This is a genomic window from Sphingobium wenxiniae (assembly GCF_007830065.1).
Classification (GTDB): Bacteria; Pseudomonadota; Alphaproteobacteria; order Sphingomonadales; family Sphingomonadaceae; genus Sphingobium; species Sphingobium wenxiniae.
In genome coordinates this window covers 88,344-114,479 of record NZ_VLKK01000007.1, presented here as the reverse complement: position 1 = coordinate 114,479, position 26,136 = coordinate 88,344, and the positions used below count along the sequence as shown (strand labels likewise).

The window sequence follows — 26,136 nt, the reverse complement described above, 5'->3', positions numbered from 1 at the left end:
CCCAGACTAGCGGCAACGGCTTGCGGCGCAACCATGGTCGGGCAAGCCGGCCGCTGTCTCTCCCGCCTGCTTACAGTTCGAAAATATTCCCGATAAAAGGGAAATAATCCCAACTTACGGAATTTCTCTCACCGCAATTTCGCCGGCACTTCATCCCAAAACCCGCATTTCAGCCGGAAAGCACAATTGGCACGGCTCCTGCTTACGGCTCCTGCAAACGAATCTGCAATCGAAGGGGCATCAGGCCGGATGGTTCGGCTGCCCCAAGTCAAGGGAGTCACCGCCATGTCCATCGTCAGGATTCAGAACGTCGCCTTCGCCCTCGCCGGGGCTTTCCTGTTCGCCGGCATCTTCGTCGGCGCGGCGGTTCCGGTGGTTCCGATCGCCTGAGCCGCCCCGCTCCGCATCAATCGCAACATCGCATCGAAAGGCCGGATTCATGAACGACAGCTTCACCCTCGACCGCCGCAACGGAAAGATCATGGGCGTGTGCGCGGGTCTTTCCAACCGCATCGGCGTGGACGTCACGCTCATCCGCATCGCCGTGGTCCTGCTGACGCTTTGCGCACTCGGGCCGGTCGGGCTTGTCGCCTATCTGCTGGCGGGCTGGCTGGCGGAGGGCTGACACGCCCCTTTACGCAGCTTGCGAGTCCTATTCTCGCGACGACCGTTCGGCCAGGAACGAATATCGCCCAATCCGTCATCCCGGCGAGCCGAAGGGCGGCATAAGCCAATGCTGGGATCTCCCTGGGCCGGATCATGCCTAAGAAGAAGAAAGAGGCCAGCGTTCGCTGGCATGATGAAAAATAAAAGAGCCGCCCTTGGCGAATGCCCGGGGCGGCCTTTTGAGTCCCGATCAGATCGGGAATGAGGAAAGCGCGGAAAAGCGCTCAGGCAAAAAGCACCGAATAGAAGGTCAGCACCTGTGCACCGACTGCGACCACCAGCGCGATACCTTGGAAAGCATGACGCATATTGAAATTCCTTCGAACATTTGACTTTTTTATATTACCCGACGGGCCGGGACCGCGCCTATGCGCCCGTCTCACGGTTGTAACAATCGCAAAGCACGCCTTCGCAGTTGCGGCAAATGCAACAGCCTGTTGCGCATGGAACACAGTCAGTGGGGAAAGGCCGCCGTTTCAGCGTTCCAGCCGCGCGATCATCGCCATGGCGGCCGCCGGGTTCCTGACCTTCTCGCCGCTGATGAAGAAGGCGAACACGTCGCCGTCCCGTGCCTTTTCGCGCGCCGTATCGGCCCATTGCGCGATATCCGCCGTGGCGTAGCCCGTCGCTTCCTCCTCGCGGCTGCGCATCAGGCGCAGATAGGAAAAGCCCGCATCATGGCCATGCAGGGCGGGATATTCCGGGTGATCGGCCAGCACCACCGCCGCGCCCGCATCCCGCGCAAGCGCCAGGAAAGCAGGATCGTCGAAGCTTTCATGCCGTACTTCCAGCGCATGGCGCAGCGGCATGCCCTCGACGCTGGCGGGGAGCAGTTTCAGGAAAGCGCCGAAATCGTCGGGATCGAAAGTCTTGGTCGGCATGAACTGCCAGAGGATCGGCCCCAGCCGGTCGCCCAGCGCGGCCAGACCCTGCCCCACGAATTTGGCGACGGACTCGCCCGCGTCCGCCAGCACGCGCCGGTTGGTGCAGAAGCGCGACGCCTTGACCGCGAAACGGAAGCCGTCCGGCACCGCCCCGGCCCAGTTGGCGAAGGTCGCCGGCTTTTGCGTGCCGTAATAGGTCGCGTTGATTTCCGTCGCGGTCAGATGCGCGCCGACATAGGCCAGCTCATCCTTCTGCCGCAGCCCTTCGGGATAGAAGGTGCCGCGCCACGGCTCATAGGTCCAGCCGCCGATACCGACCCTGATCCGTCCGCTCATGGCTTGATCCTCCTGCCTCTCCACTATCGATCGGCCGAAGCGATCGTGCCAGCGGGAAAACGCGCCTGGAAACCGATCGGGCGCGAATGGATAAGCGGATGGACGCGTTTTGGCTGAAGGGGACATTCAACATCCTTCATCCCAGCGACCCGAAGGGCGGCGTAAGCCAACGCTGGCATCTCCCTCCGGCTGGGCGTGCCCAAGTAGAAGAGCGTCCCACTCTAAATCGGACAAAGCAATGCCAAGCCTGCGTCCGGCTAAGCGCCGCGTCCTATTTCCCTGCTTCGTTCTCCGCTTCGGCGCGCTTCAATTCGGCGGGCTTGCGCCGGGCAAAGACAGCCGCGAGCCGTTCTTCCTCTTCCGCCGTCAGTTCCCTGGCGGCATCGGGGAACATCTCTTCCTCTTCCTCGTCGATATGGTGGATGTAGCGCTTCTTCATCGTGGCGAAGGTGCGTCTCCACGCCTCGCCGTCGAAGGGGAGGCCGTCCATCTCCTCCAGATAATCGCCGATTTCCTTGTGCTCCGCCACGCTGTGCTGCGCGTCTTCCCGCAGGTCCGGCCGCGCCAGCATGGTGGCATAGAGCGTTTCCTCCTCCGCCGCGGCATGGGCGGTCACTTCGACCTTGAACTGCTCGAACAGTTTTTCCAGCCGATCCGCCTGATCCCCGGCATCGTCCATCTTGTCCAGCAATTGCCGATGCGCATCGTGATCCTGCTTGAGCCGGTCGAAAATCGTGGCGTCGGCCATGTCCGCTCCTCCTGTAACAGGCAAGGAACGAAGGAAAGGCTCTTTAGCTCCGCGGATTCAGCCGAACAGCGCGTGGTATATGATGGCCACCGGAATCCACAGCAGCGCGCCGATCAGGCTGGCAGCCCAAAGCTGGAGCAGATCGCGCCGGAACCGCAGCGCCAGCCCGTTCTGGGACAGTCCGGCATGTTCGATCATCTGCCAGCGCCGTTCCAGCCCTCGCGCGGCCACGGCGAAGCCGCCGATGGCGATGATGATCCCCAGATGCAGGACCAGCGACCCGCCCATTTTCGCGACGATGAAGATTTGGAGCAGGCAGAAGACGACGAGCGCGGCGGCAAGGTGCGAACTGATCCGCTTGGCAAAGGAGGGGTTTCGATGGCCCCGCGCCGCGCGATTGTTCATAATTGTCGCCAACCTCATCCTCCATTTCGCCCGGGCGGAGATAAGGAAATCACGAAGTGCCGCGCCGATCAACCGCAAAGAGCGGGAAAAGGCCGGAAAATTGCCCGCCGGGCTGGATAAAGGCGGGTCGCCATCCCCTCCGCCGCGCAAGGCGGGGACCGCTTATGCGGCGGATTGCCGGGATTGGATGGCTTTAGGGTTGAATTTGCGCGACTCTGCTGGTAGGGCGCGCCCCACACGGCGCAGGGTGACTTGCGACGACTCATGGATTTTTATTCGGGAGGCCCGCCGGGAAGGGTTTTATTCCTGGCGGACCGCCCGTTTTCGATTGGAGATTGACTGGCTTATGCAAATCATCGTTCGCGATAACAATGTGGATCAGGCTCTTCGCGCTCTCAAGAAGAAGCTGCAGCGTGAAGGCGTCTATCGCGAGATGAAGCTGCGCCGTCATTACGAAAAACCCTCGGAAAAGCGCGCCCGCGAAAAGGCCGCGGCCGTCCGCCGCGCCCGCAAGCTGGAGCGCAAGCGCGCCGAGCGCGACGGCGTCCGGTAAGCATGTCTGACGGGGCGGCCGCAGGGCCGCCCTTTCCTTAATAGTCTTCTTCCAACTGCAAGGCGCGCGCCCATGTCCACGACGGCTGTTCCCCTTCATCCCATTGCCAAGGGGTCGCTGACGCGCCTCTGGATCGGCGTCGCCGCGATCGTGCTGGCGGCGGGGGGCCTTGCCTGGGCCGGGCAGCGCAATCTGGAACCGTCGCCCGCGACTTTCCTGACGCAGAATGCGGAGGCCGACGGCGTCGAGACGACGCAGTCGGGCCTCCAGTTCAAGGTGCTGGAAGAAGGGGCCGGTCCCAGCCCGACCGCGCAGGACGTGGCGCTGGTCGGCTATAAGGGCACGCTGCTCGACGGCACGGTGTTCGACGAGAATCCGCAGACCGCCATGCCGGTGGACGGCGTCGTGCCGGGCTTCTCCGAAGGGCTTCAGAAGATGAAGAAGGGCGGCAAGTACCGCCTGTGGATTCCGCCGCAGCTCGGCTATGGCGACCAGGCCGCCGGACCGATCCCGGCCAATTCGGTCCTGGTCTTCGACGTCCAGCTCCACGACTTCAAGTCGCGCGCGGAAATCATGCAGATGCAGCAGATGATGCAACAGGGCGCGCCGCCGCCCCCTCTGCCCGGCAACTGACCGGCGCTTCCATCGCAGGATCAAGGAAGAGGCCCCGCTTGCGGGCCTCTTTTTTTGCTTGGGGATTGCAAAAACTCGTTGAATGGCGGCTTACGCCGCCCTTCGGGTCGCTGGCATGACGGAAGAAAGAGGGCCCACGCTACGTCCGCTCCCCACCCATAACCGCCATCGAATGCGCGTTCCTTAGGGCGTTTCCTGATCAACGGCGAGGCCGTCCGTCCGCTCGGCCTCCAGCATCCTTGACCGTTCCTCCAGATAGACCTTGAGCATTGCGATCATCGGGTCCGCCAGGAACAGGCCCAATATGCCGAACAGCGCGCCGAACAGGATCTGCGCCGCCAGCACCAGCGCGGGGGCGAGGTCCGTGGCGCGCTTGGCGACCATCGGCACGATCAGATAGCCGTCCACGATCTGCACGGCCAGATAAACGCCAAAGGCATAGAATCCGGCGTTCACCCCTGCCGAAAAACCGACCAGAACAATCAATATGCCCGATATGATCGACCCGATATTGGGCAGGAAGGCGAACAGGCCCGTCAATATGCCGAGCAGCCCCGCCATCGGCACGCCGCCCGCCCACAGCAGCAGCCATGTGCCCACGCCCTCCACCGCCATGCCGATCAGCCGCCCGAACATCAGCCGGCGCAGCGTCCAGCCCATCTTGTCCGCGATCCTGTAGAAACGCGCGCGATTTTCCATCGGCAGCATCCAGGCGACGCCGCGCTCGTAGAGCTTCGGCTCGACGGCGATGAAGATGGCCAGCACCAGCATCATGACCCCGCTGGTCAGCGCGCCCACCATCGTCCCGACCGCCGCCGTGACGCGGCCCAGCGAACTCATGGCTTGGCTCGCCAGGTTCTTGAAGTCCTCGGGCGTCGTCGTGATCCCAAGCTGCTGCATCCATCCGCCGATCCGCGTCACTTGCGCCTCGACGATGACGCGCATGGCTTGCGCCTGCGCGGCGAGGCTCGATCCGGTGAGAAAGAAGGTGTAGATCAGGAAGGCCAGCGCGGCGAGCAGCACGATGGCAAGCCGCCAGCCCCGTCCGATGGGCAGCACGCGGCCCAGCAGACGGGTTCCGCCATCCATCATCGTAGCCAGCACCAGCGCACCCATGATGAGCATGATCGGTTGGGCCAGCAGTACGATGAGCGCGACCGCGACGCCCATCGCAATCCATACGCCCGCGCGCTTCATCTCATGCTGGACAAGGGGACTGCGGTATTCGCTGGGGCCGGGTTCCTCGATATGGATCTTGTCGCTCAAACCCGATTCCCCCATGGATCGTCTATTTCGGCGCGTCAACGCTCCGGGGACGCAGGCTGTTCCCGGCCCGCCCGCTGCGCAGGGCGTGAAGCCAGGTCAGGGGGTTCCAGGTGGAATCGCCGTCCAGCGAGAAGGTGATGAATTCCGCCCGTCCGCCGATCGCTTCCCACGGCACCGGCCCGCCCAGGCCGTTCTCCTCCAGCGGCGCGCGGCTGTCGGCGCTGTTGTCGCGATTGTCGCCCATCAGGAAGACATGGCCGCGCGGAATGCGGACCGGCCCATACCAGTCCAGCGCGCTCGGCCCCATGTCGATGGTGACATAGGTTTTGCCGCCCGGCAGCACTTCCTGCTTCACCGGCAATTCGCAATAAGACGCGCCGTCCGCGCCCGTCCGCCGCGCGCCGGGGAACTGCATGGGCGGGCAGGGGGCATTGCCGTCGATGGGCACGCGGATGGGTTTCAGCGCCTTTTGCGGCACGGGCTGGCCGTTCAGGATGACCTGTCCGCCGCGCACTTCCACGATGTCGCCGGGCAGGCCGATCACGCGCTTGATATAATCCTCCCGCCGATTCTGGGGCGACACGATCACGATGTCGCCGCGCGCCGGCATATGGCCGAAGATACGCCCCTTCAGGAAAGGCAGCGGGTGGAAGCTGGGCGAGACATAGGACCAGCCATAGGGAAATTTGCTCACCACCAGCCGGTCGCCCTTCAACAGCACCGGCATCATCGATTCGGATGGAATGTAGAAAGGCTTGGCGACGAAGCTGTGGAAGGCGAGCACCGCCAGGATCAGCAGCGCGATGCTCCGCGCCTCATGCCACCAGTTGACGGGGCTTGAGGCGGTATCGGCCTCCTGCGGCGCAGGGCTTTCCTCTGCGGGGGGCGGGCTGTTCTCGGTCATGTCGGATGCCGTCATGGATGGGGGCTTGGCTCTGGCGCCGCATCGTCCTGCGGCAGGATTTCGATGATGACGAACGCCTGCGCCCATGGATGATCGTCCGTGAGCGTCAGGTGAATGACCGGCTTGTAGCCCATGGGCACCATGGATTGAAGCCGCGCGAGCGCGCCGCCGGTCAGCGCCAGCGTCGGCGCGCCGCTCGGCGCGTTGACGACGCCGATATCCTTCATGAACACGCCGCGTTTGAAGCCGGTGCCGACCGCCTTGGAAAAGGCTTCCTTGGCGGCGAAGCGCTTGGCGAGCGTGCCCGCCTTGGTGAAGGGGCGGCGGTTGGCCTTGGCTTGTTCGATGTCGGTGAAGACACGCTGCTCGAAACGATCGCCGAAGCGGTCGAGCGAATTTTGTATCCGCTCGATATTGCACAGGTCGGAACCCAGGCCGATAATCAACGCACCAGATCCATCTGCCGCCGCATTTCGCGGATGGCGTTTTCCAGCCCGCCGAAGATCGCCTCGCCGATCAGGAAATGGCCGATATTGAGTTCGGCGACCTGCGGAATGGCGGCGACCGGTCCCACATTGTCGAAGGTCAGGCCGTGCCCGGCATGAGGCTCCATGCCGTTCTTCGCGGCCAGCGCCGCCGCGTCCGACAGCCGCCGCAATTCCCGCGCCCGTTCCGCGCCGCTCAGTTCGGCATAGCGGCCCGTGTGGAGTTCCACGACCGGGGCGTCCAGCCGGATTGCCGCCTCGATCTGGGCCGGATCGGGTTCGATGAACAGGCTGACGCGCACCCCGGCTTCGCCCAGCGCGCCGACGATGGGGCGCAGGGCCTCGATCTGCCCGGCCGCATCCAGCCCGCCTTCGGTGGTGCGTTCCTCCCGCTTTTCCGGCACGATGCAGACAGCATGAGGCTTATGCCGGAGCGCAATGTCCAGCATTTCCCGCGTCGCCGCCATCTCCAGATTGAGCGGCACCGCCAGCGCCGCGATCAGCGTGGCGATATCCTCGTCGCGGATATGGCGCCGGTCTTCGCGCAGATGCGCCGTGATGCCGTCCGCGCCGGCCTTGACGGCCATGAGCGCCGCCTTCACCGGATCGGGATGCGTGCCGCCCCGCGCATTGCGAATGGTCGCCACATGGTCGATGTTGACGCCAAGCCGGAGATGCGCGGGAGAGGCCGCCATCGCCTACTGCTTCCGGCTGCCCGGTTTTTCAGCGGGAATCGCTGCCAGTTCGGGCGGTATGTCATCCGCGTCATAGACCGGGAAATTGATGCTGACGAGCGGATAGAAGGGCACGCCCAGATCGACTTCGCCCGCCGAACGGTCGACCAGCGCCGCTTCGGCGAGGACGATGCCGCCCGCCGCCTCCACGGCTTCTATCGCCTGCCGGGACGAAAGGCCCGTCGTCACCACATCCTCGACCATCAGCACCTTCTGCCCCGGGGTGACGGCGAAGCCGCGCCGCAGTTCGAACGTCCCTTCCGGCCGCTCCAGGAAGATTGCGTCCCTGTCCAGCGCGCGCCCGGCCTCATGGCCGATGATGACGCCGCCCATGGCGGGGGACACGACCAGATCGATGTCCTGCCGCAATTCACGCGGCAGCTGCTGCACCATCGCACGCGCCAGCCGCCCGGCCCGTTCCGCGTTCATCAGCACGCGCGCGCATTGCAGATAATTGCCGCTGCGGCGCCCCGATGACAGGATGAAATGTCCTTCCAGCAGCGCACCCGCCGCCCGGAATTCCGCCAATACTTCGTCGTCGGTCATTCGTTACAGATCCATTCGCGCGGCCGACATCGGGAAACCCCGTCTCGTCGCGCTCCTTATTAAAGGGCGTCCGCGCCCCGTGAAACAGCGCCCTTGTGCGCGGGAGCGGAATAGGCGGGCAAGGGAAGCGTTGCAACAGAGAAGAAAATCTGCTCCTGAACGCTTGAGGCAGGAAAAAACCATGCCTATAAGCCGCGGCAGACCGACCGGGCGGGGACGAAGCGTATGCGCGTGCGTCTCCGCTGCAGGGGCGCGAAGGGGTTACGGGGTAAGAAGACGCTATGAACAAGGTGAAATCGCTCATTCTCGCCGGGATGCTGGCCTTTGCGCCGGCTTTGGCGATGGGCAGTCCGGCGCTGGCGCAGGATAATGCCGCCGCCGCGGCGCCGGCTGAAAATGCCGCCGCGCCGGTCGAATCGGCCGCCAATGCCGCCGATGCGGCGCCCGCCGCAAAGGTTGCCGCGCCGCCCCGTATGAAGCCGACCGAAGGTATCGGCATGCCCCGTCCGGGCGAAATCACCCTCCAGCAGCAGTTTACCTCCACCGGGCACAGCGCCCGCTGGCTGCATGACATGATGCTGCTGCCGATCATCACAATCATCTCGATCCTCGTGCTCGTCCTGATGCTCTATGTGATGGTCCGCTTCCGGCGCGGCGCCAACCCGACCCCCTCGAAGACGTCGCACAATACGGTGATCGAGGTGATCTGGACCGTGGTGCCGGTCGTCATCCTGCTGGTGATCGCGGTGCCGTCCATCGGCCTGCTCGCGGACCAGTACAAGCCCGCGCCCAAGGATGCGATCACCGTCAAGGTGACCGGCTATCAGTGGTATTGGGGCTATGAATATCCCGACAACGAAATCCCCGAATTCGTGTCGAACATGCTGACCAAGGAAAAGGCGGCCGAAAATGGCGAGCCTTATTTACTGGCGCCCGACAACCGCTTGGTTCTGCCCGTCGGCCGTCCGGTTAAGCTCATCATCACCGGCGCGGACGTGATCCACAGCTTCGCGGTTCCCTCGCTCTGGGTGAAGATGGACGCCGTGCCCGGCCGTCTCAACGAGAAGAGCTTCACCATCGACAAGCCCGGCGTCTATTACGGCCAGTGCTCGGAGCTTTGCGGCGCGCGTCATGGCTTCATGCCGATCGCGATCGAGGCGCTGCCTCCCGCGCAGTTCGACCAGTGGGTGCTCTCGCAGGGCGGCAAGCCCAAGGCCGCAGAAGCCGCGACGGCCGCGACGGCTGAGGCCCCCGCGCCCGCTGCCGCTCCCGCCAAGATTTGATGTAAGGGCAGATAGGCCATGACCACGATTACCGCAGACCACCACGGCGACGCTTCCGGGCATGGGGCTCACGAGCATCACGACGCCGATCACAAGCCGGCTTTTTTCCAGCGCTGGTTCATGTCGACGAACCACAAGGATATCGGCACCCTCTATCTGATTTTCGCGATCATCGCCGGGATCATCGGCGGTGCGATTTCGGGCCTGATGCGCGCCGAACTCGCGCAGCCGGGCATCCAGTATCTCCAGGCATGGGCGCAGTTCAGCGACGGTCCGTCGGCCACGCTCGATCAGGCCTATCACCTGTGGAACGTGCTCATCACCGCCCACGGCCTCATCATGGTCTTCTTCATGGTGATGCCCGCGATGATCGGGGGCTTTGGCAACTGGTTCGTGCCGATCATGATCGGCGCGCCGGACATGGCCTTCCCGCGCATGAACAATATCAGCTTCTGGCTGCTGATCCCGGCCTTCGCGCTGCTGCTCGGCTCGACCTTCGTTCCCGGCGGCACGGGCAACGGCGCGGGCACCGGCTGGACGGTCTATGCGCCGCTATCGACCAGCGGTTCGGCCGGTCCGGCGGTGGACATGGCGATCCTCTCGCTCCACCTCGCGGGCGCCAGCTCGATCCTGGGCGCTATCAACTTTATCACCACCATTTTGAACATGCGCGCGCCGGGCATGACCCTGCACAAGATGCCGCTGTTCGTCTGGTCGGTGCTGGTCACCGCCTTCCTGCTGCTGCTCGCGCTGCCGGTTCTGGCCGCGGCGATCACCATGCTGCTGACCGACCGTAATTTCGGCACGACCTTCTACGATGCCGCTGGCGGCGGCGATCCGGAACTCTACCAGCATCTCTTCTGGTTCTTCGGCCATCCCGAAGTGTACATCATGATCCTGCCGGGCTTCGGCATGATCAGCCAGATCGTCTCGACCTTCAGCCGCAAGCCGGTCTTCGGCTATCTCGGCATGGCCTATGCCATGGTTGCGATCGGCGTCGTCGGCTTCGTCGTCTGGGCGCACCACATGTTCACCACCGGCATGTCGGTCAATGTGAAGATGTACTTCACCGCCGCCACGATGGTGATCGCGGTGCCCACCGGCATCAAGATCTTCTCGTGGATCGCCACGATCTGGGGTGGGTCGATCAGCTTCAAGACCCCGATGGTCTGGGCGCTGGGTTTCATCTTCCTGTTCACCGTGGGCGGCGTCACCGGCGTCGTGCTGGCCAATGGCGGCGTGGACGACGTGCTGCACGACACCTATTATGTGGTCGCGCACTTCCACTATGTGCTGTCGCTGGGCGCGGTCTTCGGCCTGTTCGCGGGCTTCTACTACTGGTTCCCGAAGATGTCCGGCCGGATGTACAACGAATTTCTCGGCCATCTGCACTTCTGGGTGTTCTTCATCGGCGTGAACATGCTGTTCTTCCCGATGCACTTCCTGGGTCTGTCGGGCATGCCGCGCCGCTATCCCGACTATCCGGAAGCCTTTGCCTACTGGAACCAGATTGCCAGCCACGGTTATGAAATCATGGCTGCCGGTATGGTGATCTTCTTCGTGAACCTGATCTGGTCGATGGTCGCGGGCAAGAAGGCGGAAGACAATCCCTGGGGTGAAGGCGCGACGACGCTGGAATGGACGCTGACCAGCCCGCCGCCCTATCACCAGTTCGAAACCCTGCCGGTCGTCGACTGAGACGCGGCATCAACCAGGCGTCCCGGTGAGCCGGGACGCCATGGGCACGGCCGAGGCCGCAGCCTGCTTTTCAGACCCGGCGCAAACACGGCGCCGGGCTGGCCCGTGAGGAGATTATGGCAAGTTCGCCGATCATGTCCAAGGCGATGTCCCCCGCGCTTCCGGCGCACTGGCGGGATTTCGTGGCCTTGACCAAGCCCAGGGTCATGACCCTTGTGGTCTTCACGGGCCTGTGCGGACTACTCGCCGCGCCGGGGCGGATTCACCCCGTGCTGGCGTTCACCACGATCCTCTGCATCGCGCTGGGCGCGGGGGCCGCCGCGACGCTCAACCAATGGTATGAGAAGGATATTGACGGTCTGATGAAGCGGACCGCCAATCGTCCGTTGCCCGCCGGCCGCATGGACCCGCAATCGGCGCTGCATTTCGGCGTGGGCCTGTCCGTCTTCTCGGTGCTGCTGATGGGCATTGCGACCAACTGGCTTGCGGCGGCGGTTCTGGCGGTTTCGATCCTCTTCTACGTCTTCGTCTACACCATCTGGCTCAAGCCGCGCACGGCGCAGAATATCGTCATCGGCGGCGCGGCGGGGGCATTCCCGCCCGTCATCGGCTGGGCGGCGGTCACGGGCGACATATCGGCTCTGCCGGTGGCGCTGTTCATGCTGATCTTCTTTTGGACGCCGCCGCATTTCTGGGCCTTGGCGCTGTTCGTGAAAACGGATTACGCTGCGGCGGGCATCCCGATGCTGCCCGTGGTATCGGGCGAGGTCGCGACGCGGCGGCAGATCTGGCTCTATACGGCGATCATGGCGGTCGCGGCCATGGCGCCGGTTCTGCTGCGTCTGACAGGACTGGTTTACGGCATCGCGGCGCTGCTGGGCACGGGGCTCTTCGCCGTCTTCGCTTTCCAGGTGTTCCGCCGCCGGGAAAGCGATCCGGCGCGCATGGGGCCGGAGCGGCGGCTGTTCAAATATTCCATCCTCTACCTCTTCCTGCTGTTCGGGGCGGTCGTGGTCGACCGCTGGTTGCTGGCATGACGCCGGAAGAGGACCGGCAGGTGCGGGCGCGGCAGAAATCCCGCGCCATCGTGACGGGCATATTGCTCGCGGCGCTGGTGATCCTGTTCTACGCCATCACCATCGTGAAGATCGGCGGAGGCCATTGATGGCGAGCCTTCCTCCATCCCCCTTTGATCGGGACCGCCGCAATCGGCGGACGCTGGTGACGATGGCGGGCGTCGGCCTGGCCATGCTGGGCCTGGGCTTCGCGTCGGTGCCGCTCTACCGCATCTTCTGCCAACAGACGGGGTTCGGCGGGACGACCCAGCGCGCGGCGGCCGATGTCCAGGTGAAGGAAGCGGTGGGTCACACGATGTCCATCCGCTTCGATTCCAACGTTCAGCCCGGCATGCCGTGGACATTCCACCCCGAACATCCCACCGACACGGTGACGGTCGGCGCACGCGACATGGCGATCTTCATCGCGAAGAACATGTCGGACAAGCCCGTGACCGGCACGGCCAGCTTCAATGTCACGCCGACCCAGGCTGGCGCGTTCTTCACCAAGATCCAGTGCTTCTGCTTCACGCAGCAGACGCTGAAGCCCGGCGAGGAAGTGCGGATGCCGGTGCTCTATTATGTCGATCCGAAGATACTTCAGGATCCCGACAACAAGGACACGCAGGAAATAACGCTGAGCTACACCTTCTATCCTGTTGAGCAGGACAAGAAGCCAAGCTAAGGCAACAGGCAATAACGCGAACAGGGAAGAGCAGGTCATGGCAGGCGCCAAGAATCACGATTATCATATCCTCCCGCCCAGCATCTGGCCGATGTTCGGCTCGCTGTCGGCGCTGGTCATGGCGTTCGGCGCGATCATGTGGATGCACCCCGACGCGCTGCCCACCGGCGGCGGCTGGGTGTTCCTCATCGGTGTCGCGGGCGTCCTCTTCACCATGTTCAGCTGGTGGAGCGACGTGATTCGCGAAGCGCATGCGGGCGACCATACGCCTGTCGTGCAATTGCACCTGCGCTACGGCATGATCCTGTTCATCGCGTCGGAAGTGATGTTCTTCGTCGGCTGGTTCTGGGCCTTTTTCGACTTCTCCCTCTTCCCCAGCGAGCTTGCCCCGATCGACGGCCTGTTCCCGTCCAAGGGCATCGAGGTCATGAACGCGTTCGAGCTGCCCCTGCTCAACACGCTGATCCTGCTCTGCTCCGGCACCACCGTCACCTGGGCGCATCATGCGCTGATCCACGGCGATCGGGATGGCCTCAAGAAGGGCCTGTGGTGCACCGTCCTGCTGGGCATCCTGTTCTCGTCGATCCAGGCTTATGAATATGCCCATGCGCCGTTTCCCTTCGGCGGCAGCCCCTATAGCTCGGCCTTCTACATGGCGACCGGCTTCCACGGCTTTCACGTTCTGATCGGCACGATCTTCCTGATCGTCAACCTCATCCGCGCCTATAAGGGCGACTTCACGCCCCGCCAGCATTTCGGCTTCGAAGCCGCCGCCTGGTATTGGCACTTCGTCGACGTGGTGTGGCTGTTCCTCTTTGTCGCCATCTATGTGTGGGGCGGCTGGGGCGCGCCGATCCACGGCGGCTGAGGGGTCCGATCCTTTCCAGGGAAATAAACGGCCGGGGATTATTTCCCGGCCGTTTTCTTGTGGGGATTGGGTAGCCTGCAAACCCGCGCCGGATTGCGGCTATGGTGGATTCCCGCCACTCATCCGTCATCCCGGCGGAAGCTGGGATCTCGCTTACGCTTGGTTGCGCCCTAAGAAAGAGAGATTCCAGCTTCCGCCGGGATGACGGACACTGAACGGCGTAGAGGCCGAAACCGGCCCCGTTCTCGGCGGCTCTTACTTCTTCTTGCCGAAATCCACCGTTACGACATTGGAGCCGTCTTCGTTCTTCACTTGCGGCGCGTCATTTTCCGCCTCGTCGTGCGGTTCGGGCGCGATGTCGCCCTGCACCTGGAACTGGAGCGCGAAATTGACCGCCGGGTCCACGAAAGCCGTGATCGCCGCGAAGGGAATCGTGAGATGCGCCGCGACCTGATTGAAGGTCAGGCTCACCTGGAACATGTCCTCGCTGACCTTGAGGTCCCAGAATTTGTTCTGGAGCACGATGGTCATTTCATCGGGGAAACGTTCGATCAGCCGGACCGGGATGTCGACACCCGGCGCCTGCGTCTTGAACGTGATGTAGAAATGATGGCTGCCCGGCAGGCCGCCGGTCTGCTCCACCTCCCCCAGCACGCGGCCGACGACGGCGCGCAGCGCTTCCTGCACGATTTCGTCATAGGGAATCAGGCTGTCGGGCAGGTCTTCGCTCATGGCGCACTGTCCTAACGAGGCGATACGAAGCGTCAAGCCCGCCTGTCATCTGCGCGTCATCCTTGCGCGCGCGGATTGCATGGCGCGCGCAAAGCGCTATAGGGCGGCCATGCGTAGAGCCGAGATTCATCGCAACACTGCGGAAACGCAGATCGACGTCACCGTCAACCTGGACGGCACGGGCCTCTATTCCGTTTCGACGGGCATTGGTTTCCTCGACCATATGATCGAGCAGTTGTCGCGCCACTCGCTGATCGACATCGATGTGAAGACAGTCGGCGACCTGCATGTCGACCAGCATCACACGACCGAGGATACCGCCATCGCCATCGGCGAAGCGGTCGCCCGGGCGCTGGGCGACAAGCGCGGCATTTCCCGCTACGGCACGGCCTATGCGCCGATGGACGAGACGCTGACGCGCGTGGCGCTCGATATTTCGGGACGGCCGTGGCTGGTGTTCAAGGCGCCCTTCACCGTGCAGCGGCTGGGCGAATGGGACACCGAGCTGATCGAGCACTGGTTCCAGAGCTTCGCGCAGGCGGCCGGCATCACGCTGCATGTCGAAAATCTCTACGGCGGCAACAATCACCATGTCGTGGAAAGCTGCTTCAAGGGCCTGGCGCGGGCGCTGCGGCAGGCGGTTGAGATCGACCAGCGCAAGGCCGACGCGATCCCGTCGACCAAGGGGATGCTGTGACGACCCTTGCCCTCATCGATTACGGGGCGGGCAATCTTCATTCGGTCCACAATGCGTTGCGCAAGGCCGGCGCCCGGAACGTGACTATTACCGCCGATGCCGACGTGGTGGCAAAGGCGGACCGGATCGTGCTGCCCGGCGTCGGCGCCTTCCGCGCGTGCCGCGACGCGCTGGTGGCGATTCCCGGCATGGTGGACGCGATGGACGCGGCGGTGAACGGGCGCGGCGTCCCCTTTCTGGGCGTGTGCGTGGGAATGCAGTTGCTCGCGGATGCGGGCGAGGAGTTCGGGCGGCATGAAGGGCTGGGCTGGATTGCGGGCACGGTGAAGCGGATCGAAACGGCCGATCCCGCGATCAAGGTGCCGCATATGGGCTGGAACGACGTCATCCTGCGCGGCGCGCCGCCGCTGCTGGAGGCGGGGGAAGCCTATTTCCTGCACAGCTATCATTTCGAGGCGAACGATCCGGCTCATGTGGCCGCCGTCACCGACCATGGCGGGCCGCTGGTCGCCGCCGTGGCGCGCGACAGCATCGTCGGCTGTCAGTTTCATCCGGAAAAGAGCCAGAGCTACGGCCTTTCCTTACTCTCCCGCTTTCTGGAGTGGCGTCCTTGAGCGTGCTCCAATGGATGATGATATGAGCCTGATCGTCTTTCCCGCCATCGACCTCAAGGGCGGCCAGGTCGTCCGCCTGGCCGAAGGCGACATGAACCGCGCCACCGTCTATGGCGACGATCCCGCCGCGCAGGCGCTGCTGTTTGCGCAGGCCGGGGCGCGGCATCTGCATGTGGTCGATCTGGACGGCAGCTTCGCGGGCCATGCGGTCAATGCCGAAGCGGTGGAGAAGATCGTCGAAGCCTTTCCGGGCCATGTGCAACTGGGCGGCGGCATCCGTAACCGGGAAGCGGTGGAGCGCTGGTTCGATCTGGGCGTGGCGCGCATCGTCATCGGCACGGCGGCGCTCAAAGACCCGGCCTTCGTCAAGGCGGCGGCGCGCGACTTCCCCGGCGGGATCGTGGTGGCGGTCGATGCGCGGGACGGCTTCGTGGCGACGGACGGCTGGGCGGAAACGTCCGACATGCCGGTGGCCGACCTCGCCCGCCGGTTCGAGGATGCTGGGGTCGCCAGCCTGCTTTTCACCGATGTGGGCCGCGACGGGCTGCTCAAGGGCTGCAATATCGACGCGACCGTGGACCTTGCCCGCGCTACCGGCATTCCGGTGATCGCCAGCGGCGGCGTCGCGGGCATCGCGGATATCCGTATCCTCAGCCTCCACGCCGATGAGGGGATCGAGGGCGTCATCACCGGGCGCGCGCTTTATGACGGGCGGCTGGACCTGAAAACCGCGCTGGCGGTGGCGCAGGCGGCGGCGTGAGCGTGGATAACATCCGTTCGTATCGAGCGAACGGCGGTGGGAGCATAGCATGACCGTCCGCACCCGCGTCATTCCCTGTCTCGACGTCGCCAACGGCCGGGTGGTCAAGGGGGTCAATTTCGTCGACCTGCGCGATGCGGGCGATCCGGTGGAACAGGCCAGGGTCTATGACGCGGCGGGCGCGGATGAACTCTGCTTCCTCGACATCACCGCCACGCAGGAGGCGCGCGGGACCATCCTCGACGTGGTGCGCCGCACGGCGGAGGTGTGCTTCATGCCCGTGACCGTGGGCGGCGGCGTCCGCAGCCCGGAGGACGCGCGCGCGCTGCTCCTCGCGGGGGCGGACAAGGTGGCGGTGAACAGCGCCGCCGTGGCGCGGCCCGAACTGGTCGCCGATATCGCCGACCGTTTCGGCAGCCAGTGCGTCGTCGGCTCGGTCGATGCGCGGCGGGTCGGGGAAGGCCGCTGGGAAATCTTCACCCATGGCGGGCGCAGGCCCACCGGCATCGACGCGCTGGAGCACGCGATGCGCCTTGCCGAACTGGGGGCGGGCGAGCTGCTGGTCACGTCGATGGACGGCGACGGCACGAAACAGGGCTATGACATCGCCCTCACCCGCGCCATCGCCGACGCCGTATCGGTGCCCGTGATCGCCAGCGGCGGCGTCGGCACGCTCGATCATCTGGTGGCCGGCGTGATCGAAGGTCATGCGAGCGCGGTGCTCGCCGCATCCATCTTCCACTTCGGTCAATACACCATAGCGCAGGCGCATCGGGCGCTGGCGGCGGCGGGCGTGCCGGTGCGGTCGGCCTGAAAAAGCCGCAAAGCGTCGGCTTATTTTACATTAACCAGAACGCCCGGACGCGCGTTAACGCATTTCCGCCACGGGAATCCGTCATTTCCCGGCTTTGGCACAGCTTCTGCTTAATTCTCTGCATCACGTTTACGGGAAACAGGGAGTAAGATGATGAAAGTGAACAAGATGCTTCTCGCCGCTGGTGTCGTCGGCCTGATGGGCGCGGCAGCGCCCGCTCAGGCGACTTTCGGCTGCGGCTTGTGGAAGCAGTGCGGCGGTTCGTCTTCCTCGTCCTCCAGCTCGGGCGGTTCCAGTTCGGGCGGTTCCAGCTCGTCGGGCGGCGCGACGCCGGTTCCCGAGCCGGAACAGCTCGGCCTCTTCGCCATGGGCGTCGCGGCGCTGGGCTTCCGCGCCGTCCGCGCCCGCCGCAAGCGCAAATAAGCGCCGGGCGAACCGATTTCCTGTTGACGGGCCGCGTGCCGGGCGCTTGATGGCGGCCATGCGCGCGACCCTTCATCAGTTGGAACAGACCATCGCCCAGCGGCGGCGCGCCGATCCGTCGCAATCCTATGTGGCGAAGCTGACCTCCAGGGGGCGCGGCAAGATCGCGCAGAAGGTCGGCGAAGAGGCGGTCGAAACCGTCATCGCGGCCCTTGCCGGCGATCGCGCCGAAACCGTCGGCGAAAGCGCGGACCTGCTGTTCCACCTCCTCGTCCTGCTGGCCGATTGCGGCATATCGCTCGATAGCGTGCTGGATGAGCTGGATCGGCGCGAAGGGTTGTCGGGGCTGACGGAGAAGGCCTCGCGTCGCGAGCAAATGTGATCGTGCGCTGGGCTGCGGTGACATTTTGGCTGGCGCCCCATCGCAACCCGCTACGACAAACTAAGTTCGCTGCATAACGTCCGGTCTACCGTTCGGCAGAAGCGCTTGACGGAGGTGAGGATGTCGTCGGCGGACTTGGTCCATCGATAGGCTTTGGTTTTCATTGTGCCCCTCGGTGAACGCGCGGATGTCGCTTTCGAGTCGGTTGATCGAGATATGCACGCCGCGATGACGCGTGATCTGCTCGGCGCAATGGATATCGCTGATCGACTCGCGAACTACTCCATGTCGTGGACACGATCCAGTTCACGTCACTTGCCACGATGACTCAAAGTGAGAGGCTCTTGCCGAGCCGGCCCTCCTTGACGAACTTCTTCCAGGTTGCGTAACAGGTTTTATAAGGCCACAATGTTGGTCGTGAGAGGAATCCGTGAAATGGCGTTGCGGATCGATACGCAGCCGTCGGCTTGACGATGGCTGCAAGAATAGATTTCGAAGGCGAGTGCCAATCGGCCCGTAACGCTGCTTTTTGTATACGGGAATTGCCATAGTCATGGGCCGTCCACGTAAACAAGTCACGAAAAAAGTATCTCTTCCCCGGATAAAACTTGGCGAAGATGTGGTGAAATCTGCCGCCAGAGCTATGCAGGTTATTGAGTTCATGGATACGATCCGGCGCCCGGTGTCGGTCGTCGAACTGGCGCGCTATCTGGATTATCCTCAATCAAGTGTGTCGGGCTTGGTTCAGACATTGTTGGTGCTGGGGTATTTGCATTTCGATCCCGTCGATCGAACATATACATTGAGTAGCAAGGTGAGCTTCATGGGTCTTTGGGTACGGCCGATATATTTCGTGATGGCGCCCTCTGGAAGTTGCTCAAGGACATCAGGACAGCGACAGGTGAAACGGCTGTGCTCGCGACGCGTCGCGGAGCCTATTCCCACTATATCTATGTCGAACCGAGCGGGCTTTCGATACCGCTTACCATGTCTGTCGGCGCCCATGTCCCAGTGACGGCGTGCAGCACGGGGTTCGCCATGCTAAGCCAACATTCGGCCGATGAACTTTGGAAGATCGTCGCGCCGCTCTATCCCCCGGAGGGCCGGATCGGCAACAGTGTCGCTTATCCGCGCGTCGCGGCGCTGGCCTGTGAAGCCCGGAGAAACGGATTCTCCTATATCGAGGCGGCACAATTCGGCACGGCCGCGCTGGCCGCACCGCTTTGCGTAAGCAACCGGGAGATGGATTTGTCGGTGGGCGTCGCCGCGCCCATCGCATCGATGCGCCAACACCGAGACAGCATTCAGAAGATAGTCGTCAAGGCCGCGGAAACCTATCGGAGGCTCGACGCCTAGCATTGCCGCCCTAAAGCGTTGCGATCGTCCCGAGCAACTGTCCTTCAACCACCATTTGCCCCTCCTCGACCGTCAGGCTTTCAACAATCCCGTCTTTCGGACAGGTCACGGGAAATTCCATCTTCATCGATTCCAGAATGATGACTGGTTCGCCTTCCGCTACGGGATCGCCGATCCGCACGGATACCTTCCAGACGGCACCTGCTGTCTCGCTGAAGATACGCACTATCGCCATAGGATCCGCCTTTCTGAGTTTCTCCTCACTCTATTGCAAAGCGTGGCAGGCACGGCCCCAACGACGCCGGGATTTCAATCGGTCCTGTGATGGATATGACCCTGCCGCAGTTGAGCCTGTAACGTGGCCTTCGGTAGAATGCGGCTGTCACGATCAGGATAGCCAGTCACGATGCCAGCCACCGAAGATACCGATCCAATCCATACAATAGCGACCGATCTGGAGGCTCGTCGAAACCATGGCCGGTCGATGGGCGGCGCCGAACGCGTCGCACGCCACAAGGCAGGAGAACAGGAGCAGGGTGGTCGGCTGACAGTCCGGGATCGGGTGGATGCGCTGCTCGACATGGGCAGCTTCTTCGAGGTGGGACTCCTGAACCATTCGGACATGCCCGGCATATGCGGGGAAACACCGGCCGATGGCAAGGTTGCCGGATTCGGCACGGTCGATGGTCGGCCGGTGGCAGTGATCGGTAATGATGCCACCACCCTGGCGGGCGCGGGCGGACGCTCCGGCGCGCGAAAAATGGATCAGGTCTCTTCGACGGCCTTTGAAAAAGGCTATCCGCTTATATTGTTTGCGGAGTCCGGTGGAGGACGAATTCCCGATATCCTGACCCCGGTCGGTATCATCTCCTATCCATCCCCGCCCGGCGCGTTCGGCAAGCGCCAGCGGCGCGTGCCGCTGGTCACCGCGATCATGGGCAATGCATTTGGCGAGTCCGCCTTCTCTGCCGCGCAATCCGATCTCGTGGTGCAAGTCAAAGGCACTTGCATGGCGGTATCGAGTCCCCGGGCGCTCGAAATCGCCACGACGGAGAAGGTCACTGCCGAGGAACTGGGCGGATGGGAGGTCCATGCCAAGGTGACCGGACTCGCCGATCAGGTTGCGGATACCGACGCCGACGCGATTGCTCTGGTGCGCGATTTCCTCTCTTACATGCCATCGCACAATGACGCGCTTCCGCCGCGGTCCGCAGACCGGGATGATCCCGCCGCCGATCGTCAGGGCAAGCTCGCATCGATCATCCCGACGCAGCCCCGTCGCGGTTACGACATGCGGGCGGCGCTACGCATCCTCTTCGACCACGGCCGGTTCCTGGAACTGAAACCGCTGTTCGATCGCAGCGTCATCACGGCGCTGGCGCGGCTTGACGGTCACACGGTCGGCGTCGTTGCCAATAATCCGCTCGGCAATGGCGGCGCGATGGGTTTCGATGGCGCGGACAAGATCACCAGCTTCATCATCCTGTGCGACTCCTTCAACATTCCGCTTGTCTTCCTGTGCGACACGCCCGGCTTCTTTGTCAGCCGCAAGGCGGAGGAGCGGCGAATGGCCGGACGCATCTCCACCCAATGGGTCGCGCTCAGCGCGGCCACCGTGCCCAAAGTATCGGTAGTATTGCGCAAGGCTTATGGCGCGGGCTATTTCAGCATGGGCGGACCCCGCATGGGCATGGACTGGCACTTTGCCTGGCCGACCGCCGACATCGGCTTTGTCGCGCCCGAAGTGGCCGTGAATATCGCGCATGCCCGCAAGCTGCGCGAACCGGATGCCGATCCTGAACTCCGCGAGACCCTGATTAGGGAAATGCGCGCAGCGAACAGTCCCTGGGAGGCGGCGGGACACCATTATATCCACGATGTCATCGCCCCGCACGAGCGAGCGGGCGCATGCCGTCATCCGGGTCGCGGACGGCGCAAGTCCGCCGACGCTCGCCGGGATCAAGGATCATCTGAAAACCATTGGCCTGGCAAAGCAGAAATGGCCCGAATCGCTGGAATGTGTCGATGATTTCCCGCGAACTCCTCTCGGCAAGATCAAGAAGTTCGAGCTGCGCCGGCGCATGACCGACATGCGGGGCACCGAATAAAGATGATCGGGCGCAAGGGATCGACCGCGATGATCCGGAAGGTCCTGATCGCCAACCGCGGCGAGATTGCGTGCCGCATCATGCGAACCTGCCGCCGGCTGGGCGTTGCAACCGTCGCGGTCTATTCGGATGCCGACGCCGGCGCGTTGCATGTCCGCATGGCAGATGAAGCCATTGGCATCGGTCCGGCGCCGGCCCGCGACAGCTATCTGGTGATCGAACGGATCATTGCGGCGGCCGGGAAGAGTGGCGCTGATGCCGTCCATCCAGGCTATGGTTTTCTGTCCGAACGCGCCGAATTCGCGGAGGCGTGCGCGGCGGCGGGCCTGATCTTTATCGGGCCGCCGCCCGCCGCGATTCGGGCGATGGGGCTCAAGAGCGCGGCCAAGGCGTTGATGATCGGGGCGGCTGTTCCCGTGGTGCCCGGCTATCATGGCGACAATCAGGATGAGGCCCATCTGCTCGGTCAAGCGGAAGCGATCGGCTGGCCGATATTGATCAAGGCGGTCGCGGGCGGAGGCGGCAAGGGCATGAGGCGGGTCGATGACGCTGCCGCCTTCGCTGCCGCCGTCGACGGCGCACGAAGAGAGGCGGCGGCCGCCTTTGGCGACGACCGGGTTCTGATCGAGAAATATCTCGTCCGGCCACGCCATATCGAAGTACAGATTTTCGCCGATGCCTCGGGGGAGGTCGTGCATCTTTTTGAACGCGACTGTTCGATCCAGCGGCGCCATCAGAAAGTGATCGAAGAAGCGCCGGCGCCTGGAATGGCGGAGCATATGCGGCGCGCGATGGGCGAGGCGGCGGCCGCCGCCGCCCGGGCGATCGGCTATGTGGGCGCGGGCACTATCGAGTTCATTGCGGACGTGACCGAAGGCTTGCGGCCCGACCGCTTCTATTTCATGGAGATGAATACCCGCCTGCAAGTGGAGCATCCGGTAACGGAGGCGGTTACCGGGCAGGATCTGGTGGAATGGCAATTGCGGATCGCGGCCGGTGAGCCCTTACCGCTTCCGCAGGAACGGATCGCGCTGTCCGGCCATGCCGTGGAGGCGAGACTCTATGCCGAGGACCCCGCTCGCAACTTCATGCCCTCGGCCGGACAGTTGCTGCGTCTTTCGTTTCCCGACGACGGGGAGGGCCTGCGCATCGATACGGGCGTGGCCGAGGGCGATAGCGTCACGCCCTATTATGATCCGATGATCGCCAAGGTCATCGCGCACGGCCCCGACCGAGCCGCCGCGCTCGAACGGCTGGCGACGGCCCTTGATGCCATCGAGGTGGCCGGGGTGCAATCGAACACCCCGTTTCTCGCGCGGGTTTTGCGGCACCGCGATTTCGTGCACGGTGACATCGATACGGCCTTCCTCGACCGCCATGCCATCGACCTCAAACTCGGGACGCCGGGCACAATGATCGCTGCCGCGGCAGCCTTCTTTCAGGGCGGAGGGGGATCGCGATCCGCCGGATCAAACGACATCATGCGTTCCTCTCCGTCTCGGGAACCGGCCACAGCGGAATCGACAAGGTCATCAGCGGATTTTTGATGCGCGATGGCGTCTGGTCCAGACTTGCCTCAGGCAAGCGGACGGTGACGCGCGATGCGCAGGGACGCGCCAGCCGTTTGGAGGTGACCGCGACCGATGAACTGGGCCGCGAATTTTCCGCTCAGGGAACCGTCGAAAGCCGGTTCATGAGCATGAGCTACGCCAGCATGTTGTGCTGGTGCAATCTTGTGAAATGGTCCTTCGATGGCCAGACCGTCTGGGGCGAAGACCAGGACTGCTGGGGGCCAAGGCTGTGGCGTGACTTCGCCCGCGAACTGAAAGGCTGAACGGCCGGCCTTTTGGGTCTCGCTCTATTCGGCAGGGCATCGGCCAGCCGGCGCCCTGGCGCCTCCATCATATCGATCGAATTCCTGATGGAAACTGCGCCTCTCCATTTTGGCGCCGCCCGATAGCGTGGCACCTTTGCACCCACAGGGAAGATGCTTTGCATAATTCGGCATCCGGACACGGATAACCGGATTGGGAACGGTGCTTTTCGGCATTTTGAACTGCTCAGCAAAAAACACGACCGTTTGTTTGGGGAGGAAAAAATGAACAATGCTCGGACTCATGCAATCATAGAATTTCTCAACAGGAAGCCGCCGCCTGATTGATGACCCCCTACGCAATCGAACCCGTGTTTCAGCCGTGAAAGAGCAGTCGAAATACCATTCGGGAACGGCTGCGAGCTTCCTTCGGATAGATATTGCCTCAGGCGCGTTTCTGTTCCAGCTTCCTTGCAACAGGCGTATGGAGGGCATCATGGTGCGGACGATCCTGGGCGGACTGCTGGGCGGTTTTGCGCTTTATATCATAGGCTTCATCTTCTGGGGCACGCCGCTGGGCGCGCTGGCGTTCCATCGCGCGCCGGCCGAGGCCAGCGCCAATCTTCAGGCCGCCATGGCGCAGGCGCTGAACGCCACCGGCACCGGCGTCTATGTCGTGCCCGATCCCGCGACGGCGCAGGGTACGGTGCTGTTCGGCAAGGGGCCGATCGCCACGATCTTCTACAATAGCGGCGGCTATCCGGTGACGGACGGGTCGGCGCTGATCGGCGGGTTCGTGCTGGCGCTGGTCGTGGGCGTGATCATCGCGTTGGCGCTGCGCTTCACGGCGGCGGATTTCGGCAGCCGGGCACGGGTGGCGGTGCTGTTCGCGCTGGCGGCGGTGCTGTGGCCGCATGTCGGGCAGGCGGTTTTCAACCATGCGCCATGGGGCTATATCCTCTATCTTGCTTTGAGCGATTTCGTGGGGCTGGCCGCGGCAGGGCTGATCGCCGCGAAGCTGATGGAGGGCAAGACCGCAGCCTTGCCCGTGGGCGACACCGTTCATTGACAGGCCGGGGAGGCCGCGCTTCCAATCCCCTCCAGCGTTGCGGGAAAGACATAGTCGGATGGCGAACGACGTGGCGCATCATCTTTTTCCGCGATCATAAGTTTGACCGCTCCGGGCTTTGCGCTATCTGGTCCAGCATGAACCGTCCCGATCTGATCCTTCTTTCCGGCGGCGCGCTGCTGGCCTTCGCCGTCGTGCCCGTTGCCGCGAAGCCGCCCGCGCCGACATCCATTCTGCCGCCGGTCGTGGCGCCGCAGCCCGCTATTCCCGCGCCGGTCGCGCCGGTCGCGCCGCCCGTCATCGTGACCCCGCCGCCCGTGCCGCTGCCGCCGCTGTCGTCCGCGCAGGAAAGCTGGCTCAACGACTGGCTCCGCAGGGGTGCGGCCGAAGGACTGATGGCGAAGAGCAAGGCCGCCGCCGCGCTGACCGGCGATGCGCTGCTGTCCGCCACGCTGGACCGCGCGCGGGCGCTCAGCACCGGGCGGGTAAGCACCGCCGACTTCCTCAACATCTGGGCGCTGCGGCCCGCCCCTTTCGACCCGCGCCCCTCTCTGGCGAAGGCGATTGCGGAGGACCGGCTGCCGCAATGGGCCGCCGGTCTGACGCCGCCCTATTCGGGCTATGACGGCCTTCGCAAGGGACTCGCCAATTATGAGCGCATTCGCGACAGCGGCGGCTGGCCGAAGCTCTCCGCCGATGCCTCCCCCGACGCGATCCGCAAGCGCCTCGCCATCGAGGACAAGGCCGTGACGCCGGACGAAAAGCTGGTGGACGCGCTCCAGCGCGCCCAGCGCCGCTATGGCCTCAATCCCACGGGCCAGCTCGGCGCGCGGACGCTCGCTGAACTCAATGTGCCCGTGGAGGACCGGATCGCCGCGATCATGGCGAATATGGAACGCTGGCGCTGGATGCCGCGCAGCCTGCCGGTCAACCGGGTTCAGGTGAACATCGCCGCCGCCGTGCTCACCATGTTCGAAGGCGACCAGCCGGTGAAATCCATGCGCGCCGTCACCGGCAGTCCGGACAACCAGACGCCGATGCTGTCGTCCAGCATCCATTCCATCGTCGTCAACCCGCCGTGGAACGTCCCCGCCTCCATCGCCAGGAAGGAGCTGTTTCCCAAGGGCCGCGCCACGCTGCTGCGGCAGGGATACAAGATCATCGGCACGCCGGAGGGGGGGCAGCGCATCGTCCAGCCCGCAGGACCCAACAGCGCGCTGGGCCGGTTGAAGTTCGATTTCAACAATCCCTTCGCGGTCTATCTGCACGACACGCCCGCGCGGGCGAAGTTCCAGAGCTATGACCGGCTCGCCAGCCATGGCTGCATCCGCCTGGAAAAGCCGGTGCCGCTTGCCGAGATGATGGTGACGGGCGATCCGAAGCTGGCGGGGCAGATCCAGACGCTGATCGACGAAGGCAAGACGCAGCGCGTGTCCCTGCCGCAGGAAGTGGCCGTCTACCTGCTCTACTGGACCGCTTTTGCGGGGAGCGACGGGGTGATGAACTTCCGGTCCGACCCCTATGGCTGGGACAAGCTGCTCGCCCAGAAGATCGAGGCGTCCAGCCGCCGCGTCGATCCCACCGCCGACCATTCGACCGCCATCGCATCCAAGGATTGA

31 protein-coding genes and 2 pseudogenes are annotated in these 26,136 nt (G+C 63.8%); 23 read left to right on the top strand and 10 right to left on the bottom strand.

Going from position 1 to position 26,136, the window contains the following annotated elements:
• Positions 1-439: 439 nt before the first annotated feature.
• Both IQ35_RS11155 and IQ35_RS21070 read left to right on the top strand, forming a co-directional pair.
• Positions 440-625, top strand: coding sequence for a PspC domain-containing protein (locus IQ35_RS11155; protein WP_145073547.1), 186 nt, complete (start codon positions 440-442; stop codon positions 623-625).
• A gap of 196 nt (positions 626-821) precedes the next feature.
• Positions 822-998, top strand: coding sequence for a hypothetical protein (locus IQ35_RS21070; protein ID WP_158636661.1), 177 nt, complete (start codon positions 822-824; stop codon positions 996-998).
• Between the two features lie 144 nt (positions 999-1,142).
• Here the strand turns inward: IQ35_RS21070 and IQ35_RS11145 are convergent, their stop codons facing one another.
• The 3 genes from IQ35_RS11145 to IQ35_RS11135 form a co-directional block, all read right to left on the bottom strand.
• Entirely contained in the window at positions 1,143-1,886 is a 744-nt protein-coding gene (locus IQ35_RS11145; RefSeq protein WP_021244992.1) for a DUF72 domain-containing protein, read from the bottom strand.
• 271 nt (positions 1,887-2,157) lie between these two features.
• On the bottom strand, positions 2,158-2,634 hold the full coding sequence (locus IQ35_RS11140; RefSeq protein WP_021244993.1) for a hemerythrin domain-containing protein: 477 nt from the start codon (positions 2,632-2,634) through the stop codon (positions 2,158-2,160).
• Positions 2,635-2,691: 57 nt separating this feature from the next.
• On the bottom strand, positions 2,692-3,057 hold the full coding sequence (locus tag IQ35_RS11135) for a hypothetical protein (RefSeq protein ID WP_236709875.1): 366 nt from the start codon (positions 3,055-3,057) through the stop codon (positions 2,692-2,694).
• 328 nt (positions 3,058-3,385) lie between these two features.
• Here IQ35_RS11135 and rpsU point away from each other — a divergent pair, with 328 nt between their 5' ends.
• A complete protein-coding gene (gene rpsU, locus IQ35_RS11130; RefSeq protein ID WP_004208618.1) occupies positions 3,386-3,592 on the top strand; it encodes a 30S ribosomal protein S21 in 207 nt (68 codons plus the stop codon).
• 72 nt (positions 3,593-3,664) lie between these two features.
• Entirely contained in the window at positions 3,665-4,225 is a 561-nt protein-coding gene (locus IQ35_RS11125) for an FKBP-type peptidyl-prolyl cis-trans isomerase (protein ID WP_021244995.1), read from the top strand.
• Between the two features lie 183 nt (positions 4,226-4,408).
• Here IQ35_RS11125 and IQ35_RS11120 read toward each other — a convergent pair whose 3' ends face one another.
• Genes IQ35_RS11120 through pyrE form a run of 5 tightly spaced genes read right to left on the bottom strand, consistent with a single transcriptional unit; the run spans position 4,409 to position 8,160 of the window.
• Positions 4,409-5,506, bottom strand: coding sequence for an AI-2E family transporter (locus tag IQ35_RS11120; protein WP_021244996.1), 1,098 nt, complete (start codon positions 5,504-5,506; stop codon positions 4,409-4,411).
• 7 nt (positions 5,507-5,513) lie between these two features.
• Entirely contained in the window at positions 5,514-6,410 is an 897-nt protein-coding gene (gene lepB, locus IQ35_RS11115; RefSeq protein WP_145073542.1) for a signal peptidase I, read from the bottom strand.
• Positions 6,407-6,841, bottom strand: coding sequence for a holo-ACP synthase (acpS, locus tag IQ35_RS11110; RefSeq protein ID WP_021244998.1), 435 nt, complete (start codon positions 6,839-6,841; stop codon positions 6,407-6,409). Before acpS ends, lepB begins: the two co-directional genes overlap by 4 nt.
• A complete protein-coding gene (locus IQ35_RS11105; RefSeq protein WP_021244999.1) occupies positions 6,838-7,575 on the bottom strand; it encodes a pyridoxine 5'-phosphate synthase in 738 nt (245 codons plus the stop codon). Before IQ35_RS11105 ends, acpS begins: the two co-directional genes overlap by 4 nt.
• Before the next feature lie 3 nt (positions 7,576-7,578).
• Positions 7,579-8,160, bottom strand: coding sequence for an orotate phosphoribosyltransferase (gene pyrE, locus IQ35_RS11100; protein WP_021245000.1), 582 nt, complete (start codon positions 8,158-8,160; stop codon positions 7,579-7,581).
• Positions 8,161-8,441: 281 nt separating this feature from the next.
• Between pyrE and coxB the strand changes: the two genes are divergently transcribed.
• From coxB to IQ35_RS11075, 6 genes are all read left to right on the top strand, one after another.
• A complete protein-coding gene (gene coxB / locus IQ35_RS11095) occupies positions 8,442-9,443 on the top strand; it encodes a cytochrome c oxidase subunit II (protein WP_021245001.1) in 1,002 nt (333 codons plus the stop codon).
• An 18-nt stretch (positions 9,444-9,461) separates the two neighbouring features.
• Positions 9,462-11,141, top strand: coding sequence for a cytochrome c oxidase subunit I (ctaD, locus tag IQ35_RS11090; RefSeq protein ID WP_021245002.1), 1,680 nt, complete (start codon positions 9,462-9,464; stop codon positions 11,139-11,141).
• Between the two features lie 116 nt (positions 11,142-11,257).
• Positions 11,258-12,178, top strand: coding sequence for a heme o synthase (locus IQ35_RS11085; RefSeq protein WP_021245003.1), 921 nt, complete (start codon positions 11,258-11,260; stop codon positions 12,176-12,178).
• The gene (locus IQ35_RS21745) at positions 12,175-12,306 is read left to right on the top strand and encodes a hypothetical protein (RefSeq protein ID WP_021245004.1); all 132 of its coding nucleotides are present in this window, start codon (positions 12,175-12,177) and stop codon (positions 12,304-12,306) included. The genes IQ35_RS11085 and IQ35_RS21745 overlap by 4 nt, the downstream gene beginning before the upstream one ends.
• On the top strand, positions 12,306-12,881 hold the full coding sequence (locus IQ35_RS11080; protein ID WP_021245005.1) for a cytochrome c oxidase assembly protein: 576 nt from the start codon (positions 12,306-12,308) through the stop codon (positions 12,879-12,881). Before IQ35_RS21745 ends, IQ35_RS11080 begins: the two co-directional genes overlap by 1 nt.
• 37 nt (positions 12,882-12,918) lie before the next feature.
• Entirely contained in the window at positions 12,919-13,749 is an 831-nt protein-coding gene (locus tag IQ35_RS11075; RefSeq protein ID WP_021245006.1) for a cytochrome c oxidase subunit 3, read from the top strand.
• 255 nt (positions 13,750-14,004) lie between these two features.
• Here the strand turns inward: IQ35_RS11075 and IQ35_RS11070 are convergent, their stop codons facing one another.
• Entirely contained in the window at positions 14,005-14,481 is a 477-nt protein-coding gene (locus IQ35_RS11070; RefSeq protein ID WP_145073539.1) for an SspB family protein, read from the bottom strand.
• A 109-nt stretch (positions 14,482-14,590) separates the two neighbouring features.
• Here IQ35_RS11070 and hisB point away from each other — a divergent pair, with 109 nt between their 5' ends.
• From hisB to IQ35_RS21990, 8 genes and pseudogenes are all read left to right on the top strand, one after another.
• The gene (hisB, locus tag IQ35_RS11065) at positions 14,591-15,178 is read left to right on the top strand and encodes an imidazoleglycerol-phosphate dehydratase HisB (protein WP_031291080.1); all 588 of its coding nucleotides are present in this window, start codon (positions 14,591-14,593) and stop codon (positions 15,176-15,178) included.
• On the top strand, positions 15,175-15,792 hold the full coding sequence (gene hisH / locus IQ35_RS11060) for an imidazole glycerol phosphate synthase subunit HisH (protein ID WP_021245009.1): 618 nt from the start codon (positions 15,175-15,177) through the stop codon (positions 15,790-15,792). Before hisB ends, hisH begins: the two co-directional genes overlap by 4 nt.
• A 22-nt stretch (positions 15,793-15,814) precedes the next feature.
• Positions 15,815-16,552: a 1-(5-phosphoribosyl)-5-[(5-phosphoribosylamino)methylideneamino]imidazole-4-carboxamide isomerase gene (hisA, locus tag IQ35_RS11055; protein WP_021245010.1), complete on the top strand. Its 738-nt coding sequence runs from the start codon at positions 15,815-15,817 to the stop codon at positions 16,550-16,552.
• Between the two features lie 49 nt (positions 16,553-16,601).
• Positions 16,602-17,366 (top strand): imidazole glycerol phosphate synthase subunit HisF, encoded by a 765-nt coding sequence (hisF, locus tag IQ35_RS11050; RefSeq protein ID WP_021245011.1) that lies wholly within the window; start codon positions 16,602-16,604, stop codon positions 17,364-17,366.
• A gap of 153 nt (positions 17,367-17,519) precedes the next feature.
• Positions 17,520-17,789: a PEP-CTERM sorting domain-containing protein gene (locus IQ35_RS11045; RefSeq protein WP_145073694.1), complete on the top strand. Its 270-nt coding sequence runs from the start codon at positions 17,520-17,522 to the stop codon at positions 17,787-17,789.
• A 58-nt stretch (positions 17,790-17,847) separates the two neighbouring features.
• Entirely contained in the window at positions 17,848-18,171 is a 324-nt protein-coding gene (locus tag IQ35_RS11040) for a phosphoribosyl-ATP diphosphatase (RefSeq protein ID WP_145073537.1), read from the top strand.
• A 553-nt stretch (positions 18,172-18,724) separates the two neighbouring features.
• Positions 18,725-18,943 (top strand): annotated as a pseudogene (locus tag IQ35_RS21995) (helix-turn-helix domain-containing protein); the annotation flags it as partial.
• A gap of 59 nt (positions 18,944-19,002) precedes the next feature.
• Entirely contained in the window at positions 19,003-19,527 is a 525-nt protein-coding gene (locus IQ35_RS21990) for an IclR family transcriptional regulator domain-containing protein (RefSeq protein ID WP_059140364.1), read from the top strand.
• Positions 19,528-19,537: 10 nt separating this feature from the next.
• Here IQ35_RS21990 and IQ35_RS11020 read toward each other — a convergent pair whose 3' ends face one another.
• Positions 19,538-19,762: an acyl-CoA carboxylase biotin carboxyl carrier protein subunit gene (locus IQ35_RS11020; protein WP_145073534.1), complete on the bottom strand. Its 225-nt coding sequence runs from the start codon at positions 19,760-19,762 to the stop codon at positions 19,538-19,540.
• 171 nt (positions 19,763-19,933) lie between these two features.
• Here IQ35_RS11020 and IQ35_RS11015 point away from each other — a divergent pair, with 171 nt between their 5' ends.
• The 5 genes and pseudogenes from IQ35_RS11015 (at position 19,934) to IQ35_RS10995 (ending at position 26,136) form a co-directional block, all read left to right on the top strand.
• Positions 19,934-21,556: an acyl-CoA carboxylase subunit beta gene (locus IQ35_RS11015; protein WP_145073531.1), complete on the top strand. Its 1,623-nt coding sequence runs from the start codon at positions 19,934-19,936 to the stop codon at positions 21,554-21,556.
• Positions 21,557-21,664: 108 nt separating this feature from the next.
• Positions 21,665-23,068 (top strand): annotated as a pseudogene (locus IQ35_RS11010) (acetyl-CoA carboxylase biotin carboxylase subunit); the annotation flags it as partial.
• A gap of 113 nt (positions 23,069-23,181) precedes the next feature.
• Positions 23,182-23,469, top strand: coding sequence for a hypothetical protein (locus IQ35_RS11005; protein ID WP_145073525.1), 288 nt, complete (start codon positions 23,182-23,184; stop codon positions 23,467-23,469).
• Positions 23,470-23,944: 475 nt separating this feature from the next.
• On the top strand, positions 23,945-24,517 hold the full coding sequence (locus tag IQ35_RS11000) for a hypothetical protein (RefSeq protein WP_031291085.1): 573 nt from the start codon (positions 23,945-23,947) through the stop codon (positions 24,515-24,517).
• Between the two features lie 137 nt (positions 24,518-24,654).
• Positions 24,655-26,136, top strand: a complete 1,482-nt coding sequence (locus tag IQ35_RS10995; RefSeq protein WP_031291086.1) for a L,D-transpeptidase family protein — start codon at positions 24,655-24,657, stop codon at positions 26,134-26,136.